8 protein-coding genes are annotated in these 17,175 nt (G+C 70.9%); 1 reads left to right on the top strand and 7 read right to left on the bottom strand.

Annotated elements, in window-relative coordinates; translation table 11 throughout:
• Positions 1–5: 5 nt before the first annotated feature.
• A complete protein-coding gene (gene ctaD / locus AMK34_RS26185; RefSeq protein WP_083649988.1) occupies positions 6–1,700 on the bottom strand; it encodes an aa3-type cytochrome oxidase subunit I in 1,695 nt (564 codons plus the stop codon).
• A gap of 127 nt (positions 1,701–1,827) precedes the next feature.
• Here ctaD and AMK34_RS26180 point away from each other — a divergent pair, with 127 nt between their 5' ends.
• Positions 1,828–2,835, top strand: coding sequence for a serine hydrolase domain-containing protein (locus tag AMK34_RS26180; RefSeq protein ID WP_241832853.1), 1,008 nt, complete (start codon positions 1,828–1,830; stop codon positions 2,833–2,835).
• Here the strand turns inward: AMK34_RS26180 and AMK34_RS26175 are convergent.
• The 6 genes from AMK34_RS26175 to AMK34_RS26150 all read right to left on the bottom strand — a co-directional run bounded on the left by AMK34_RS26175 (position 2,832) and on the right by AMK34_RS26150 (position 17,114).
• A complete protein-coding gene (locus AMK34_RS26175; protein ID WP_073847090.1) occupies positions 2,832–3,974 on the bottom strand; it encodes a glycosyltransferase in 1,143 nt (380 codons plus the stop codon). The two genes, AMK34_RS26180 and AMK34_RS26175, sit on opposite strands and share 4 nt — an antisense overlap.
• The gene (locus AMK34_RS26170; protein WP_073847089.1) at positions 3,975–4,766 is read right to left on the bottom strand and encodes an alpha/beta fold hydrolase; all 792 of its coding nucleotides are present in this window, start codon (positions 4,764–4,766) and stop codon (positions 3,975–3,977) included. It abuts the gene before it with no gap.
• Positions 4,767–4,768: 2 nt separating this feature from the next.
• On the bottom strand, positions 4,769–5,068 hold the full coding sequence (locus AMK34_RS26165; RefSeq protein WP_038515308.1) for an acyl carrier protein: 300 nt from the start codon (positions 5,066–5,068) through the stop codon (positions 4,769–4,771).
• Entirely contained in the window at positions 5,065–9,300 is a 4,236-nt protein-coding gene (locus tag AMK34_RS26160; protein ID WP_241832868.1) for a beta-ketoacyl synthase N-terminal-like domain-containing protein, read from the bottom strand. The genes AMK34_RS26165 and AMK34_RS26160 overlap by 4 nt, the downstream gene beginning before the upstream one ends.
• Positions 9,301–9,336: 36 nt before the next feature.
• Positions 9,337–15,732 (bottom strand): type I polyketide synthase, encoded by a 6,396-nt coding sequence (locus AMK34_RS26155; protein WP_073847198.1) that lies wholly within the window; start codon positions 15,730–15,732, stop codon positions 9,337–9,339.
• A 476-nt stretch (positions 15,733–16,208) separates the two neighbouring features.
• Entirely contained in the window at positions 16,209–17,114 is a 906-nt protein-coding gene (locus AMK34_RS26150) for a LysR family transcriptional regulator (protein ID WP_073847087.1), read from the bottom strand.
• Positions 17,115–17,175 lie beyond the last annotated feature (61 nt).

Here is a 17,175-nt window from a genome sequence, read left to right as displayed (position 1 = left end):
GTACCTCATTCCCTGGGTCGGCTCACCTTTCCCTCGGCGCGCAGCCGGGGAACCATGTGCGGGTAGTGGAGTTCGAACGCCGGCCGTTCCGACCGGATCCTCGGCAGATCGAAGAAGTTGTGCCGGGGCGGCGGACAGGTCGTCGCCCACTCCAGGGAGTTCCCGTGTCCCCACGGGTCGTCGACTTCGACGACCTCCCCGAACCGGTAACTGCGGACGACGTTCCAGAGGAACGGCAGCACCGACGCGCCCAGCAGGAACGCGCCGATCGTGGAAATGGTGTGCAACAGGGTGAAACCGTCCGTGCTCAGGTAGTCGGCGTAGCGGCGCGGCATTCCTTCGTTGCCGAGCCAGTGCTGGACGAGGAACGTCATGTGGAAGCCGATGAACGTGGTCCAGAAATGGAGCTTCGCGAGCCGCTCGTCGAGCATCCGCCCGGTCATCTTGGGGAACCAGAAGTAGATCCCGGCGAAGGTGGCGAACACGATGGTGCCGAACAGCACGTAATGGAAATGCGCCACCACGAAGTAGGTGTCGTGGATGTGGAAGTCCAGCGGCGGCGCGGCGAGGATGATCCCGGTCAGCCCGCCGAGCAGGAACGTCACCATGAACCCGATCGACCACAGCATCGGCGACTCGAAGGTGAGCTGCCCCTTCCACATGGTGCCGATCCAGTTGAAGAACTTGATCCCGGTCGGCACCGCGATCAGGAAGGTCATGATGGAGAAGAACGGCAGCAGCACCGCGCCGGTGGCGAACATGTGGTGCGCCCACACGGCGAACGACAGCGCGGTGATCGCGATCGTCGCGAACACCATGAGTTTGTAGCCGAACAACGGTTTCCGGCTGAACACCGGCACGATCTCGGTGATGATGCCGAAATACGGCAACGCGACGATGTACACCTCGGGATGCCCGAAGAACCAGAACAGGTGCTGGAACAGGATCGCCCCGCCGTTGGCCGGATCGAAGACGTGCGCGCCGAGCCGCCGGTCCGCCTCCAGCCCGAACAGCGCCGCGGTGAGGATCGGGAAGACGGCAAGGATCAGGATGGTGGTGAACAGGATGTTCCAAGTGAACAACGGCAGCCGCCACATGGTCATCCCCGGCGCGCGCAGGCAGAGGATCGTGGTGACCATGTTGACCGCGCCGAGGATCGTCCCGAGCCCGGACACGATCAGGCCCATGATCACCAGATCGGCGCCGACGCCCGGCGTGTGCGCGGCGTTGGACAGCGGCGTGTACATCGTCCACCCGAAGTCGGGCGCGCCGCTCGGCGTCAGGAACGAGCTGAGCACCATCAGCCCGCCGAAGAGGTAAAGCCAGTACGAGAACGCGTTCAGCCGCGGGAAGGCGACGTCCGGTGACCCGATCTGCAGCGGGAGAATGTAGTTGGCGAAGGCGAAGAGGTTCGGGGTCGCGTACAGCAGCAGCATGATCAGGCCGTGCATGGTGAACAGCTGGTTGTACTGCTCCTGCGACAGGAACTGCATGCCCGGCCTGCCCAGTTCGCCGCGCATCAGGAGCGCCATGAAGCCGCCGATGAGGAAGAACGCGAACGAGGTGCTCAGGTAGAGCACGCCGATCGTCTTGTGGTCGGTGGTGCGGACGACGCTGAGGAAGACACTCCCCTTGGGGGCACGGATCCGCCCGCCGAAGCGGACTGCCTCCGGACGCGGAGAGGGCTTCACGGCGGTCATGGCTACTCCCAGCACGAGGACACACCTTCTGAAGGCTGGTACCCCTCCAGGAGAGTCCCTACACGCGGGCTTTTCAAGGGCTAGCCGAGTAGAGGACCCTGGCCACCGTGAGTGAAGGGGGCTTCCGATGAATCTCGCCGCAGTCCGTGCCGCCGCGGCGGCACAGCAGACGCGGGTCACGCCGGGTATCGAGGACATGGACCGCTATCTGGAATCTCAGGTGGCCGATGTTTCCCACCGCGAGGTGATCGGGCCGGTGCTGCCCGGTTCCGGGGCGAGCGGGGTGGTCGTCCATCGTGGGAAACGCGTCGCGTCCTGGGGTGCTCCCGATGTGCCGGAAATGGCGTTCAGCGCCACCAAAAGTGTCGTGTCGACCGTCGCGGGCCTCGCTTTCGACGCCGGCCTGATCCCGGAAGTCCACCAGCCGGTGACCGACACCCTCGACATGCCCGAGCTGGACGGCCCGAGCGCGATCACCTGGCACCACCTGCTGCAGCAGACCAGTCAATGGGACGGTGAACTCTGGGGCAAACCGGCGTGGGCGGACGCCGGGAGCCTCGGTCCGGGCAGCGCGCCGCCGGACGCCCCGCCGGGCGCCGGGTGGGCGTACAACGACGTCCGGGTGAACCTGCTCTGCCTCGCCCTCACCCGCCTGTTCGGCCGGCCGCTGCCCTCGGTGTTGCGGGACCGCGTCCTCGGGCCGATGGGCGCGTCCGGCACCTGGTCGTGGCACGGCTACCGCGGCGCGACGACCCACATCGACGGCGAAGCCGTTCCCGTCGTCAGCGGCGGAGCGCACTGGGGAGGCGGCCTGTGGATCTCCGCCCACGACCTCGCCCTGCTCGGCCTGCTCTACCTTCGCGACGGCGAGCACCACGGCCGCCGTCTGCTCAGCCGCGAGTGGATCGATCGCACCTGGAGCCCGTGCGACCACAACCCGGATTACGGCTACCTCTGGTGGCTCAACGACCGTCGGCGGGTCTTCCCTGCCGCTCCGCCGAGTGGCCGGTGTGCCCGCGGGAACGGCGGCAGGCACCTGCTGTGGGTCGATCCCGAACGCGACCTCGTCATCGTCTCCCGCTGGGGTGAGGAGGCCGGACGGTTGCTGCACGAGGTCTCGGCCGCGATCTCCTAGCCGAGCAGAGCCTCCAGGTGGTCCGCCGCCGTCGCGGCCCCGCCCGCCTCCCGGAACGAGGCGCCCACCTTCTCGGCGGCCGACCGGTACCCCGGATCGCCCAGCACCTTCGTCACGGCGGCCGCGATCCGGTCGGGTTTCGCCTTGCCGAACCGCAGCCGGACACCGGCGCCCGCGTCGACGACCTGGCCGGCGATGATCGGCTGGTCGTCCCGGATCGGCGCGACCACGAGCGGCACCCCGTGCCACAGGCTTTCGCAGACGGTGTTGTGCCCGCCGTGGCAGACGACGGCGTCCACGCGGGCCAGAAGTGCCATCTGGGGCACCTGTGGCACCACGAGCACCGTGTCCCCCACCGGTCCCACGGCATCGCCTGGATCGGCGATGACGGTCTGGATCCCGTCGACGTCGGAGAGTCCCCGGGCGGCCGCGCGGAGGAAGTTCCCGGCGGCGTCGGCGTTCGCGGTGCCGAGCGTGACGAACACGGCGGGCACCGCCGGGTCGAGCCGGTCCCACGGGAAGCCGCCGGTGGACGCGCGCCCGCCGATGGACGGCCCGACCAGCCGGACCCGGCTCGGCAGCGCGGCCGGGCCGAGCAGTTCCCGGGTGGTGAACGCGAGCACGCCGTGCGGCGACATCCGGGGATCGGCGGGGCCGCCGTCGATCCGCGCGCGCAGGCCGTCGAGGAGGTCGTCGAGCCAGGCCGCCACCTTGGGGAGCCCGGCCAGGGGATCGACGAGTTCCGCGGACGTCGTCGCGGAGGTGACCCACGGCAGGCCGAGCCCGTCGGCGACGAGACCGCCCGCGATGGCCTGCTGGTCGGCCACCACCACCTGCGGGCGGAACCGGCCGATCGCGGCGCGGACCCCGGGCGCCATCGCCTCGGCCAGCGGGATCAGGAACTCCTCCCACAGGAACCGGAACGCCGCCGGTCCCTTGAGGCTCGCGTCGCGTTCGGGCAGGCGACGCGGGACGGCGCACGGGAACACCTTGGCGCCGTCGCCGGCGAGCCGCCGGATGACCTCCGGCCGCCCCGCCCAGGCGACCTCGTGCCCGCGCGCGGTGAGGGCCGCCGCGACCCCGACAGCGGGGTTCACATGCCCGGTCAGCGGCGGGGTGACGAAGAGGAATCTGCCCACTCAGGCCGCCGTTTCACACGAGTGTTCGCGGACCCAGCCCAGGATCAGTTCCGACGTCTCCGCGGTGCGCTCGACGAGCACCGAATGTCCCTGGTCCGGCAGGACGACGGTGCGGCAGCGGCCGAGGTTCGCCTCCAGGTCCGGGACCTGCGCCGAGAGCCCCGACCGGTCGCCGAACAGCGCGAACACCGGGCAGCGGACGGCCCCGAGGTCGTCGTCGATGGTCCGGCTCAGCGGGATGTCCTCCGCCAGCGTGGTGGCCGCGAGGATCTTGTACGCGGATTTCGACAGCCTCGCGGTGTGCGCCCCGTGGTTCTCGGCGATCCAGCCGATCACCTCGTCGTGCGCGAGCCGGTTCTTCGCGTCGGCGAGCCCTTCGGCCATGTGCCCGACCCACGCCCGTACCGGTGGCTCCGCTTCGATGGCGACGACGCTCGCGACGCGTTCGGGACGCGAAGCCGCGAGCCCGAAGGCGATCGAGCCGCCGAACGAGTTCCCGGCCACGTGCACCGGCCGGTCGATCCCGAGCGCGGTCAGCAGGCCATCGAGGTCGGCGACGAACTCCTCCAGCCGGTAGCCGGTGGCGGGCCGCGTCGTGCGGCCGTGCCCGCGAAGGTCGTACATGACGACGTCGATGCCTTGCGCGGCGAAGGCGGGTCCGAGCGTGAAGTAGTAGCTCGCCAGGCTGTCGGTGAGGAGGCCGTGGACGAACACCACGACCGGCGCCGTGCCGTCCGAGGGACCCAGCCGCTGCACGTGGACGTCGAGGTCGCCGACCTTGACCTTCGCCATGCTCAGGCCTTCCCTGCCAGGGACGCGACCACGTGGTCGACCAGTTCGCCGACGGTCAGCGCGATGATCTCGTCCAGTTCGCGTTCCGCGATGAACTCGGCGAAGTTGACCCTGTCGCCGTAGTGGTCGCGCAGCCGGCCGGACAGCGTCACGAGGTCGATGCTCTCCAGTTCGAGGTCGTCGTGGAACTTCGTGTCCCGGCCGATCTCGGCGTCGTCCAGTCCGTACTCCTCGAGCAGTTCGCGCAGCATCACGGTGAGGTCGGCCAGTACGGTCCCGGCCGCCGCGGTTTCGGTGGTCATTCTTCGTTCTCCGTCCAAGCCACGACGTAATCCGTCAGCGGTGTGGTGATCGTGGTGTGCCACACCGGATACCGGGCACCGCCCACCTCCACGGTGAGCCGCCCGTCGTCCGCGCCGACGACGGTGAAAGCGCGCGGATCACCGCGCAGGCCGGTGCGGAGCCGTTTCGCGACGGCCTCCTTGGCGGCCCAGAATCTGGTGAACCACACCGCTTCCGGCTCGCCGAGCAGGGCACGTTCCGCCGGGCCGAGAGCAGCGGCGACCGTGCTCTCCGGCCGGTCTTCGACGGCTTCGATGTCGATCCCGCAAGGCCCTCGGCGGGCGATGGCGACGCCGAGCGCGTCCCGGTGGGCGATCGAGACGGTGAGCTCCGGCAGGCTTCTCCCGTAGGCGCCCGACACGGTCGGCGCCCCCGACGAGTCGTTCCCGATCCGCAGTTCGGCGGGGAAGATGTCGCCCGCGCCGTCTGTCCACAAGAGACGCCGGACGGCGTCCTTCGCCGCGATCCGGCCGAGCAGCCAGGCCCGTCTCCGGCGCGGCGACTGGCCTGCGTACGCCTGTCTTTCCTCCCCGGCGAGCACGTTCCGCATGATCAGCTCGCGCGTGGCGAGATCCGGCCACTGCTCGCGGACCAGCGCCCAGCCGCCGGGGCGTGCCTCGGACAGCGTGGCCCGCTCGGGCCGCCGGTCCATCGCCCGGATCACCGGGTTGCTGTCGAACCGGCGATCACGCCAGCCCTCGACCTCGGCCCAGACCCGGCCACCGTGGATCAGCTGGACGTCTGCTTCGAGTTCCGCATCGGTCACCGACGCGATGCGGACGACGCAGTCGACCCGGTCCCCCGGCAACGGATGTTCGCCGTAGAACCGGATCCGCCGCATCCCCACCGGGAAAACCGTGGTCCTGGCGGGCAGCCGCGACATGATCCAGTACCCGAGCAGCTGACCTGCGTTGTCCAGCAGCGCCCCCGGCGCGTCCGGGGTCCGCAGCACGCCGCGCACATGGCGATCCCCGACCGCGACCAGCTCCTCGACGCCCTGGAACCTCGGCCCGTGGAACATCCAGCGCTCGGTGTAGAGCTGCTCGGCGCGCAAGTCCGGCTTCCGTTCCCGCGCGGCCGGGAACGTCCACGGCCCGGGCGGGCCGGCGGGGAACGCGGCGTCCAGATCGATGACGGCCCTGGAGTAGTCGCCGAGGGAGACCCCGACCCGGGAAGGGCCTTGCGGCACCACGGTCACCGGGACGTCCAGCGCGGGGATCGCGGCGATCCACTGGTTCAGCCGGACGTCCTCCAGCGCGACCGCGCGACGGCCCGGCGCGGCCTGCTCGGCGAAGTCCATCAGGTGCCCGATCACCGTCGTCGCGGGGACGACCGGCCACGAGTCGGCGGGATCCGCACCGGGTGGCTGCTTGAAGAAGCAGTGGTCGAGCAGATACGGCATCGTCTCGACGGAGACGCGGAGTTCGGTGCGCGACGGCCGGATCCGGGGCGCCGGCCTGGCGGCGAACAGTTCGGCCGCCAGACCGGCGGTGTCGGCCAGCAACCCGGAGAATTCGGCTGCCAGCGGGTTCCGTTGCCCGATCTTGTCCAAAGTGGACGTACCGGCCCCCGACGGGCGGAACCCGTGCCGGACACGTTCGTCGAGCGACACGAGCGCGCCGCCGAGGTCGAGCCGGATCGTCCGGCCGCGTTTCGCGCCGCGTTGTCCCGGCAGGAGTTCGAACGCCGGATCGGCGCCGTCGGCCCACAAGGCCGTCGCGGTCCTCAGCAGCTGCGGAAGACCGGGCCGGTGCGTGGAATGCGCGGCGACGACGAGATGTTCGCGGTCGTGCAAGGTGTTCCCGATCAGCGACCCGAGCTGTCCGGCGCCCGTCTGCACGAACGCGCGGAATCCGGCCGCGTACAGGTTCTCCACGAGACCGCGGAACCGCACCGGTTCCAGCAGGTGCCGGACGAACAGGTCCCGTACTTCCGCGGCGGCCGCCGGGTAGGGCTTCCCGGTCGTGGCGGACCAGACCGGGAGCTTCGCCGGATGCAGTGTGTAGCGTTCGGCGGCCTCACGGATCGGGCCGAGATACGGGGCGAGCATCGGCGTGTGGAAGCCGGACCGGAACGGCAGCACCTGAGAGATCACGCCGTCCGCGCGGAACCCGCGCACGAACCCGTCGACGAGCTCCGACGGCCCGCAGATCATCGCCTGATTGGGCGCGTTGTCGTGGGAAAGGACCACTTCGGACTGTCCTTTGAGGACTTCGGTGACCACGGGCGCGGCCGCGCCGATCACCGCGAAGGCCAGCCCCGGTACCTTGAGCGCGTCCGGATCGAAGCCGGCCAGGAAGGCGTCCACCTCGGTGTCGGCATGGATCCCGGCGACGGCCATGGCGGTCCACTCCCCCAGGCTGTGCCCGGCGAGCGCGTCCGGGGTGACGCGCAGTGAGCGCAACGACGTGTCGAGGAGCCTGCCCAGCTGGAACACGCCCTTGCCGTGCCTGCCGACGTCGCCGATGGTGACGTCCGGCGTTTCCCAGCGGATACCGAAATGCCGGGCGATGTCGTCGGCGTCGGCCTCGAATTCGTTCTCCAGCCCGGGGAAGACGAACGCGAGCTTGCCCCCGCCCCCGCCGAGCAGCGGTTCCGGGACGAACCAGAGGTCGTTGCGGCCGCGCCAGGGTCTGCCCTTCGCGACCACTTTCCTGGCCAGGTTCAGCCGCTTGGGCGTCGGGTCGACGAGCCCGAGCCGGACCCGGCCGCGACCGGTGTCACTCTCGCTCAGGACGTCGTCGTGATCGAGCAGGCAGCCCATCTCGGCGACGGTCGGCGCCGAGAGCCGCAGGACCCGTTCGGGCTCGGAGACCTCGATGACGGGCCGGGTCGCGGCCTGCTCCAGGACCACGTGGGCGTTGATCCCGCCGAAACCGAACGCGTTGACCCCGGCCCGCCGCACCGGCCGCCGGTCGTCGGTCTCCCACGTCTTCGCGGCACCGAGCGTCTCGAACCGGGTCGCCGCCAGCGCCGGATGCGGGTTCTCGCAGTGCAGGGTCGGCGGCAGGACTCCGTGGTACACGGCCAAAGCGGCCTTGACGAGTCCGGCGACGCCCGCCGCGGGCATGGTGTGCCCGATCATCGACTTGACCGAGCCGAGCACCGCCGTCGGCTCGTCCTCCTGCCCGAAGACCTCCGCGATCGTCGCCAGTTCGGCCGCGTCGCCCGCCGGCGTCGCGGTGCCGTGCGCTTCGAGCAGGCCGATCGTGGCGGGATCGATCCCCGCGGCGTTCCAGGCCTGCCGCACCGCGCGGACCTGACCGGCGGTGTCCGGAGTGGACAGTCCGGCGGTCCGGCCGTCGCTGGCCACGCCGGTCCCGGTGACGACGGCGTAGACCCGGTCGCCGTCCCGTTCGGCGTCCGCGAGCCGTTTGAGCACGACGATCCCGGTACCCTCGCCGATCAGCACCCCGTCCGCGTCCTCGTGGAACGGCCGGATCCGCTGGCTCCGCGACAGCGCGCCGAGCTGGGAGAACACACTCCAGAACGTGACGTCGTGGCAATGGTGCACGCCACCGGCCAGCACGACGTCACACCGCCCGCTCGCCAGTTCGCGGACGGCGTGGTCGACGGCGACGAGCGAGGAGGCGCAGGCGGCGTCCACCGTGTACGCGGGTCCGCGCAGGTCGAGCCGGTTCGCCAGCCGCGACGCGGCGAGGTTGGGCACGAGCCCGATCGCGGCGTCGGGAGCCTCGGGACCGAGCCGATCGGTGAAGGCCCGGCGGAGTTCCTCCAGCCGCTCGCCGCCGAGTTCGGGCATCAGTTCGCCGAGGGTGCGGACGACCTGAGTGGCCGTGCGCACCCGCTGATCGAGCCGCACCAGACCGGGCGTCAGATAACCGCCGCGGCCGAGGATGACGCCGGTCCGCTGCCGGTCGGCGGGCAGCCGGTGCTCCCCGCCCGCGTCGGCGATGGCCTGCGCGGCCACCCGCAGTGCGATCAGCTGGTCGGGTTCGGTGCCGGGGACCGACGACGGCATCACGCCGAAGCCGGTGACGTCCACTTCGGCCAGTTCACCGACGAAACCACCGCGGTGGCAGTAGATCCGGTCCGCCCGTGGTTCGGCGTCGGGCTGGTAGAACCCCGGATCCCAGCGGTCGGCCGGGACTTCGGTGATCGCGTCGACGCCGTCGACGATGTTGCGCCAGTAGGTGTCGAGATCGGGGGCGCCCGGGAACAGCACCGACATCCCGACGATCGCGATCGGGGGCGTTTCGGCCACCGGTCACCACCCCGACGCGGTGTAGGTGACGGACGTGAGACCCGCGTCGCCCCACGCCAGCTCGCGCAGCAGGCTCAAGGTGCCTTCCTCGGGGTCGATCAGCTCGATCCCGCGCCGGGCGTAGTCCCGCATCAGGTCCGGGGTGACCATCCCGTTGTTCACCCCGGTGGGCGCCCACGGTCCCCAATGGACGGTGAGCCCACGACGTCCGTACACAGTGGACCAGCGATGACCGAGCGTCTCCAGCGCGTCGTTCGCGGCCGCGTAGTCGGACTGGCCACGGTTTCCCAGTGTCGCGGCGATACTGCCGAAGAGGACGGCGAACTTCGGCGCCTCCGGCAATTCACCGGCCGCCGCGAGCAGGGTGCTCGCCCCTTCGACCTTGGTGGCGAAGACCCGGTCGAAGGACGCCGGGTCCTTCTCGGCGATCAGCTTGTCCTCGATGACGCCCGCCGCGTAGACGATGCCGTCGAGCCTGCCGTGTTCGGCGTGGATCTCCTTGACCGCGCGGTGCACGGCCTCCGCGTCGAGCATGTCCACCGAGTGGTACCGCACCGGGCTGCCGAGGTCGCCGATCCGCCGCAGCGTTCCGCGGACCTCGCGTTCGGACTCGATGAGCCGGATGGTCCGCTCGATCTCCGCCGGTTTGGTCAGTCCGCTCCCGATCAGGGCGGCACGCAGCCCTTCCGTCGTCGTCGCGGTCGCGATTTCCGGTTCCTCGCCGTCGATGGGCACGGCGGTGCGGCCGAACAGTTCGATACGGCACCGCGACGCCGAGGCCAGCGTGGTGGCCAGCCGGGCCGTGATGCCCTTCGCCCCGCCGACCAGGAGAACGACCGAATCCCGGTCCAGGCCGAGCGCTTCGGCCTCGGCCGTTCCGTCCCCGGCCGGACCTGCGCCCGTGCTGCCGAGCAGACCGAGGCCTTCCTCCGTCATCCGCAGACCACGCCGCGCGCCACCGCGGCGGACGACGACCGGCTCCCAGTCCCCGGCGGACAGCTCGGCGAGCAGGGTCTCCACCTGTTCGTCCACAGTGGATTCCGGATGCTGCTCCACCACGCGGGCGACCGTGTCCGGATACTCCCTGGCCACCGTACGGAAGAAACCGCGGGCACCGTCGGCGGGGCCGTTCGCGATGAGCCAGCGCGGACCTCGCGCCAAGACCGCTTGGTACAAAGGAAAGTCGTCGGGGAACGACGGTGACAGGTGGAACACACCGTCCGCGCCGTGCTCCGGTACGCCTTGGACCAGTTCGGTTTCGGCGCCGTACCCCGCGAGCCGGGCGGTGAGCATCTCGGCGACCTGCCCTTCGCCGACGACGGCGAAACGGAGCCCGGCGAGTTCCTCGTCGGCGGGAGCGGCGCCGGTGAGATCGAACTCCCGCATCAGGTAGCGCTTCGGCGCCACCACGACGGCACCGCTCTCTTCGGCGGGCTGGTCACCGGCGGGAACGCCGCCGAGCAGATCGGCGAGTTCGGCCGCCGTCCTGGCCTTGGCGAGGACCTCGGGATCGCCTTCGGTCAGGCCCAGCCGGGCCGCGAGTTCCCCGGCGATCTCGGCCCGTTTGATCGAATCGACGCTCAGATCGGCTTCGAGGTCCAGATCCGGCTCGATCATGTCCACCGGATAGCCGGTCCGCTCGCCGATCACCTCGACGACGGTGTCGAAGATCGAGCGTTCGGGCGCGCCCTCGACGCGCACGGGCTCGGGTAACGAAGGAACGACGACGGGCGCGGGCGGCGGCACACCGGTATCGGTGCCGAGGTAGCCGAGCAGGACGTCCCGTTGCGCGGCGATCATCTCGCGGCTGGTGCGGAGGAACTCCGAGATGAGCGCCTCACCGCCGTCGGTGCCGGGCCGGGAAGTCACGATCGCCTCCGTGGGGATTCGCTGGGCTGGGTGCAGGGCGGTGGCGGGGATCTCGCCGTCGGCGGTGCGGACGAGGTGTCCGTCGACGGTCCATCCCGCCTTCTTCGGCGGCCGTGCGGACAGCGCGTCCGTGCCCGCGCGGCCGGTGAACAACCGGCCGGTGCGGACGTCCGCGCCGGCGACCGCCAGCCTCGCCAAGGCGGCGAGGAAGCCGGGGATCCCGGTGCGGCGGCCGCCTTCGAGAGTGACCGTCCGATGTGGACGGCCGTCGAGCACGGCATCGACGAGCCGGGCGAGGACCGAGCCGGGGCCCGCTTCGACGAACGTCCGGGCGCCCGCCGCGTACATGGCCTCGATCTGGTCGGCGAACCGCACCGGCGCGCCGATCTGCGTGGCCAGCCCGGCGCGGATCCCGTCCGGAGTGGACGGGTAGGGCGCGGCGGTCGCGTTGGCCCACACCGGGATCTCCGGTGCCCTGACCGCGACGGTGCCGAGCACGCGGGCGAACTCCGCCTCCGCCGAGGCGACCAACGGGCTGTGGAACGCGCACGCGACCGGAAGGGATTTCGCGCCGATCCCGCGGTCGCGTAGCCGGTCCACCGCCACACCGACGGCGTCCGTCGGCCCGGAGATCACCGTCTGTTTCGGCGAATTCCGGTTGGCGGTGACGACGGTCCCGGTCAGGCCCCCGGCGGCGAGCACCTCTTCGACGTCGGCCGGATTCGCGGCGACGGCCGCCATCGTTCCCGGGTCGCCGGTGCCGGTCGCGCCGAGGATCGCCTCCGCCCGCGCGCGGCTGAGGTCCAGCAGCGAAGCCGAACTCAACGCACCGGCGACGGTCAGCGCGACGAGTTCGCCGTAGCTGTGACCTGCCACCATCGAGGGCCGGACCCCGGCCGTACCCAGCAGGTGGTGCGCGGCGAGCCCCACGATGCCGAGCGCGGGTTGCGCGGCCCGGGTATCGGTCAGCCGGGCACGTTGGGCCTCGCGTCCGGCCTCGTCGAACGCGGTGGGCGGGAACAGGACGTCGATCGTGGTCCCGGCACGCGCGAGGTAGCGCCGCAGTTCGGGGAACGCGACGAACAGCTCCGCGAACATCCCCGGCCGCTGGCTGCCCTGCCCAGGGAAGAGGAACGCGATCTCGCCCACCGGCGCGTCGTCGTCGGCGGCGAAGATACCCGCGTCCTCGTCCCGCTCCCCCGCGATGGCGCGGCGGAGCAACCCGGCCAGTTCGTCCACAGTGGACGCCAGAATGGCGAACCTCGGCCGTCCGTCCCGGGTTTCCGCCCGGCGGGACGCGGCGAACGCCAGATCACGCAGCCGCCGACCCTGTCCCGTGGCGGCCAGGAGATCCTGCGCGTCCTTGTCTCCCGCGAACAGGAAGAGCTCGGCAGGCCAATCATCGAGGGTTTTCGCGGGTGGGACGGCGCCTTCGTGCGCGGCGAGGACGACGTGGAAGTTCGTGCCGCCGAACCCGAACGCGCTCACTCCGGCGACGCGTTCGGTCTCGGCCCACGGCCGGGCCTCGGTGTGGAACGCGAACGGGCTGGTCGCCGGGTCCCACGCCGGATTCGGCTTCGCCAGGTGCAGCGTCGGCGGTTTGACGCCGGTGTGCAGCGCGAGGCTCGCCTTGATCAACCCGGCCAGCCCGGCGGCGCATTTCGTGTGCCCGATCTGGGATTTCACCGAGCCGAGCGCGCACCGGCCGGGTTCGGCGCCCGCTTCGGTGAACACCTCGGTCAGGGTGGTGAGTTCGGTGCGGTCGCCGACGACGGTGCCGGTGCCGTGGGCTTCGACGAGCCCGACCCGCGACGGTGAGATCCCGGCGTTGCGGTACGCCCTGGTCAGCGCGTTGTGCTGCCCTTCCGGCCGGGGCGCGGTGAGCCCGAGTGCCCGCCCGTCGCTGGCACTGCCGACGCCCTTGATGACGGCGTAGACGCGGTCGCCGTCGCGTTCGGCGTCCGCCAGCCGTTTCAGGACGACGCACGCGACACCCTCGCCCAGCGCGATCCCGTCCGCGTCGCTGTCGAAGGTGGCCGAGCGGCCGGACGGCGAAAGCGCGTGGACCGAGGAGAACAGCAGGTAGTCGTTGATGCCGTTGTGCAGGTCGGCGCCGCCGCACAGGACGAGGTCGCTGGTGCCGCTGACAAGTTCCTTGCAGGCGACGTCGACGGCGGTCAGCGACGAGGCGCACGCCGCGTCGACCGTGTAGTTCGCGCCGCCGAGGTCGAGCCGGTTCGCGACCCGGCCCGCGATGACGTTCGCGAGCACGCCGGGGAACGAGTCCTCGGTCAGGCGCGGCAACTGGCGGTCGAGGTCGGCCGGGAGTTCGCCGAGGTAGGACGGCAGCACGGTCCGCAGAGTCATCGCGTTGGACAGGTCGCTCCCGGCTTCCGCGCCGAAGACCACCGACGTGCGGGACCGGTCGAAATCGCGTTCGGCGTATCCGGCGTCGGCGAGCGCCCGCCGCGACACTTCCAGCGCCAGCAGCTGGACCGGTTCGATACTCGCGAGCGACGCGGGCGGGATGCCGTGGTCGAGCGGGTCGAACGGGATCTCCGGCAGGAAACCGCCCCAGCGTGACGGCGTCTTCTCGCCATCGCCGCCGGGCGCGTAGTAGAGCGCCGGATCCCAGCGCCGGGCCGGGACCTCGGTGACGGAGTCCGCTCCGGACAGGATGTTCGCCCAGAACGCGGCGAGATCCCCGGCCTGCGGGAAGACCCCGGCCATCCCCACGATGGCGACGTCGAGCGGTGCCGGCTCGGGCTCGTCGGCCGGGACGCTCAGCAGTTCGGCGGCGCGGGCGGCGAGGAACGCCTGGGCCCCGGGGCCGACGGCCTCGTGCAACCGGGCGATCGTCGTGACCTCGGACCGCAGCACGGCGACATCGCCCGCCATGAACATGCCTTCGGCGAGCTGCCGATCCTCACCGACCGGGTTGAGCGCGTCCCCGACCCGCTCGATTCCCTTGCTCGCCAGGCGAAGCCGTCCGACGTTGAGCTTCTCCAGCCGTTCCCAGGCCTCGCGATCGGGCACGTCCTTCAGCGCGCGTTTGAGTTCCGCGTATTCGGTGGTGAACGCCGAACGCACGCACCGTGTCGCGTGTCCCGGCGCGGTCTCCAGCAGGTCGGTGCGCGCGGCTTCGACGACCTGGCGCTGGTACAACGGCAGGACGGCGCCCGCCCGGACGGCCTCCTCGGTGAACAGATACGCGGTGCCCATCAGCAGGCCGACCGTCGCGCCGAGCCGGGTCAGCGGGGCCGCGGCGGCGGTGACCATCGCGGCCGAGCGTTCGTCGTGGATGCCACCGGCGAAGTACACCTCGACCTCTGCCGCGTACTCAAGGAGCACGTCGATCTGGGCTTCCCACAAGGGAAAACTCGCCCTCGGCCCGACATGCCCACCACATTCGGCACCTTCGAAGACGAATTTGCGCGCGCCCGCTTCGAGGAACTGGCGCAGCAAACCCGGCGACGGGACGTGCAGGAACGTCGATATGCCTGCCTCTTCCAGCGCCTTCGCCTGCGCCGGACGGCCGCCGGCGATGATGGCGTGGCTCGGCCGAATCTCGCGGATCACCTCGAGCTGCGCGGCACGGACGTCCTCGGCCGCGAAGCCGAGCACGCCGACGCCCCAGGGTGCGTCCCCCAACGCCGACTTGGTCGCTTCGAGCATCTCGCGGGTCCGCGCGGCCCCGGACAACGCCAGCGCCAGGAACGGCAGCGCTCCCCCGGCGGCGACGGCCCGCGCGAATTCGGGCTGGTCGCTGACCCGGGTCATCGGTCCCTGCGCGAGCGGCAACGGGTCGCCGGAAGCGGCGAGCCCCTCGGCGATCGACGCGCGAACACCGTGGATCGCGGCCGGGAGGGTTCCCCAGCGGTCGCGGAACCGCTCGGGCAGGAAGGCGTCCTGCCCCGCTTCCACCGGCCGTCGACGGAGGCGCCGCACTCCACCGTCCACAATGGCCTCGGAACCGTCGAGGCCTTCCAGTGCCCTCGTGACGTCCGACGGGAGTTCCGCTTCGGGGAGCAGCGCGAACGCCGTGTCGAGGACGACACCGGCGGCGCCTCCGGCCACGGCGGCGGCCGCGGTGTGCGCGCCGATCCCGCCGTACGCCCAGACAGGGACGCCGATCGCCGGATCGGCCAGCAATTGCTGCAGGAACACGAAGGTGCCGAGTTCGCCGACCTTGCCGCCCGCCTCGTGGCCACGCGCGACGAGCCCGTCCGCACCGGCGGCGACCGCTCGCACGGCTTCGTCCCGGCTCGTGACTTCGACGAGCGTCCGACGGCTCGCGAAGTCCACAGTGGACAGCGGCGTGCCCGCGGCGAGCAGAACCGTGTGCACCGCGGAAGGAAGGTCGACCGGTCCCGCGACACGGACGCCGAAGCCGGTCGCGAGCAAGTCCTCCGCCAGGTCGAGTTCTTCGCGGGCCGTCCGGTTTCCGCTGGTCAGGTCCAGGACGCCGAGCGCACCGGCCCTCGTCGCCGCCGCGGTGAACCGCGCGGACGGCACACGATGAGGGTGCATCGCGATGAGCAGATCCGCCGTACCGGTCAACGTTGAGGCATCGGCGCCACGAATCGACTTACCCACGGGAAGCCTCCGGCACACGGAAGAGTGACTTGGTTACCGGGCGTACTTAAACGCAGGCGAGGCTTCACGTCAATACTCGACAGTAGGGTTTCCGCTCACAGGAACCGGATGGCGGTACGCCGACCTTGTGAAACGCGAAGTCCGTCGCGGGAATTTAGCGTCCCGGATACACGCGGGACATCCAAGAGGCCGGGTTTTCCCTGCCCCTACAGGAAAGAACAGTCAACGACCAGGTGTCCCAACGTCCGATACGCCATCCGGCGTGTTACCCGGAGTTCACCATTCCGCTTTCGTCGGACCACCGGATTCAGTGGTCCGTACCCATTTCCGGAAATCGACTCCCTTTCGCCCTATCGTCGGTAGCCCGGCGCCGGGAGTTTCGGTATCACGCGCGAAAAACATGAAGGGAATCAGCGGGATTTCGCATTCCGGACGGCGATGCCCAGCAGTTCCGCGGCCGGACCGGCGAGCCGCCGCCCGGCGGGCCACACCGCGCGCAGCTCCCGGCCGAAGTCGACGCCGTCCACCGCGACCGCGACGAGCCGTCGATCGGCGACGTCCCGGGCGATGGCGAGCTCGCTGATCACCGCCGGTCCGGCGCCCGCGATCACCGCGTTGCGGACGGAGGAGGCGGAACCCAGTTCCAGCAACGGTTTCGCCGGACCGACCCCGGCCTTGCGCAGTGCGGCGTCCACCGTCTCCCTGGTCCCGGAACCGAGTTCACGCACCACGAGCGGCGTGATCGCCAGCTCGGCCGCGGTCACCGGGCGGCGTTTGCGCGCCCACGGATGACTCGCGGGCACGACGAGGACGAGACGGTCGGTCGCCACCCGACGGGACGAGAGGCCGGGCAGCGAACCGGGCGATTCGACGAAGCCGAGATCGACCTTGCCCTCGCGCGCCATTTCGGCGGCCTGGTCGGAGTTGGTGACCTCCAGCCCGAGATACAGCCCGGGGTCGCCGCGTTTGAGCTCGCCGATCCAGCCCGGCACCAGGTACTCGGCCAGCGTCATGCTCGCGGCGACCCGCAGATGCGCCTCGTGCTGGGTGCGCAGCGCCTCGGCGCCGTCGAGCAGACCGTCGAGTTCGGACAGCACGCGATGCGCCCAGCCCGCGATGACCCGGCCGTCGGGGGTGAGCGCGGAGCCGCGCCGCGTACGGTCGACCAGCACCAGCCCCAGCCGTCGCTCGACTGTGGACAGTCGTTTGCTCGCGGACGGCTGCGCGATCCCGAGGCTGGCCGCGGCCTGCCCGATACTGCCGAGCTCGTCCACGAGCACGAGCAGGCGCAGGGAGTCCAGATCGGGTGTGGTCATAGCCCAAGTGTATGACCTACCCCCGGTATTCCCGGCTACCGAGGCCAGGCCGGCCGGGCGA

The organism is Amycolatopsis sp. CB00013 (genome assembly GCF_001905755.1).
Classification (GTDB): Bacteria; Actinomycetota; Actinomycetes; order Mycobacteriales; family Pseudonocardiaceae; genus Amycolatopsis; species Amycolatopsis japonica.
This window is presented reverse-complemented; position numbering and strand designations above follow the sequence as displayed.

What these genes read in the sequence shown, in the direction of transcription:
- ctaD (WP_083649988.1), bottom strand. Translation starts at nt 1,700, where the DNA reads ATGACCGCCGTGAAGCCCTCTCCGCGTCCGGAGGCAGTCCGCTTCGGC.
- AMK34_RS26180 (WP_241832853.1), top strand. Translation starts at nt 1,828, where the DNA reads ATGAATCTCGCCGCAGTCCGTGCCGCCGCGGCGGCACAGCAGACGCGG.
- AMK34_RS26170 (WP_073847089.1), bottom strand. Translation starts at nt 4,766, where the DNA reads ATGGCGAAGGTCAAGGTCGGCGACCTCGACGTCCACGTGCAGCGGCTG.
- AMK34_RS26165 (WP_038515308.1), bottom strand. Translation starts at nt 5,068, where the DNA reads ATGACCACCGAAACCGCGGCGGCCGGGACCGTACTGGCCGACCTCACC.
- AMK34_RS26160 (WP_241832868.1), bottom strand. Translation starts at nt 9,300, where the DNA reads ATGTCGGTGCTGTTCCCGGGCGCCCCCGATCTCGACACCTACTGGCGC.
- AMK34_RS26155 (WP_073847198.1), bottom strand. Translation starts at nt 15,732, where the DNA reads ATGCACCCTCATCGTGTGCCGTCCGCGCGGTTCACCGCGGCGGCGACG.
- AMK34_RS26150 (WP_073847087.1), bottom strand. Translation starts at nt 17,114, where the DNA reads ATGACCACACCCGATCTGGACTCCCTGCGCCTGCTCGTGCTCGTGGAC.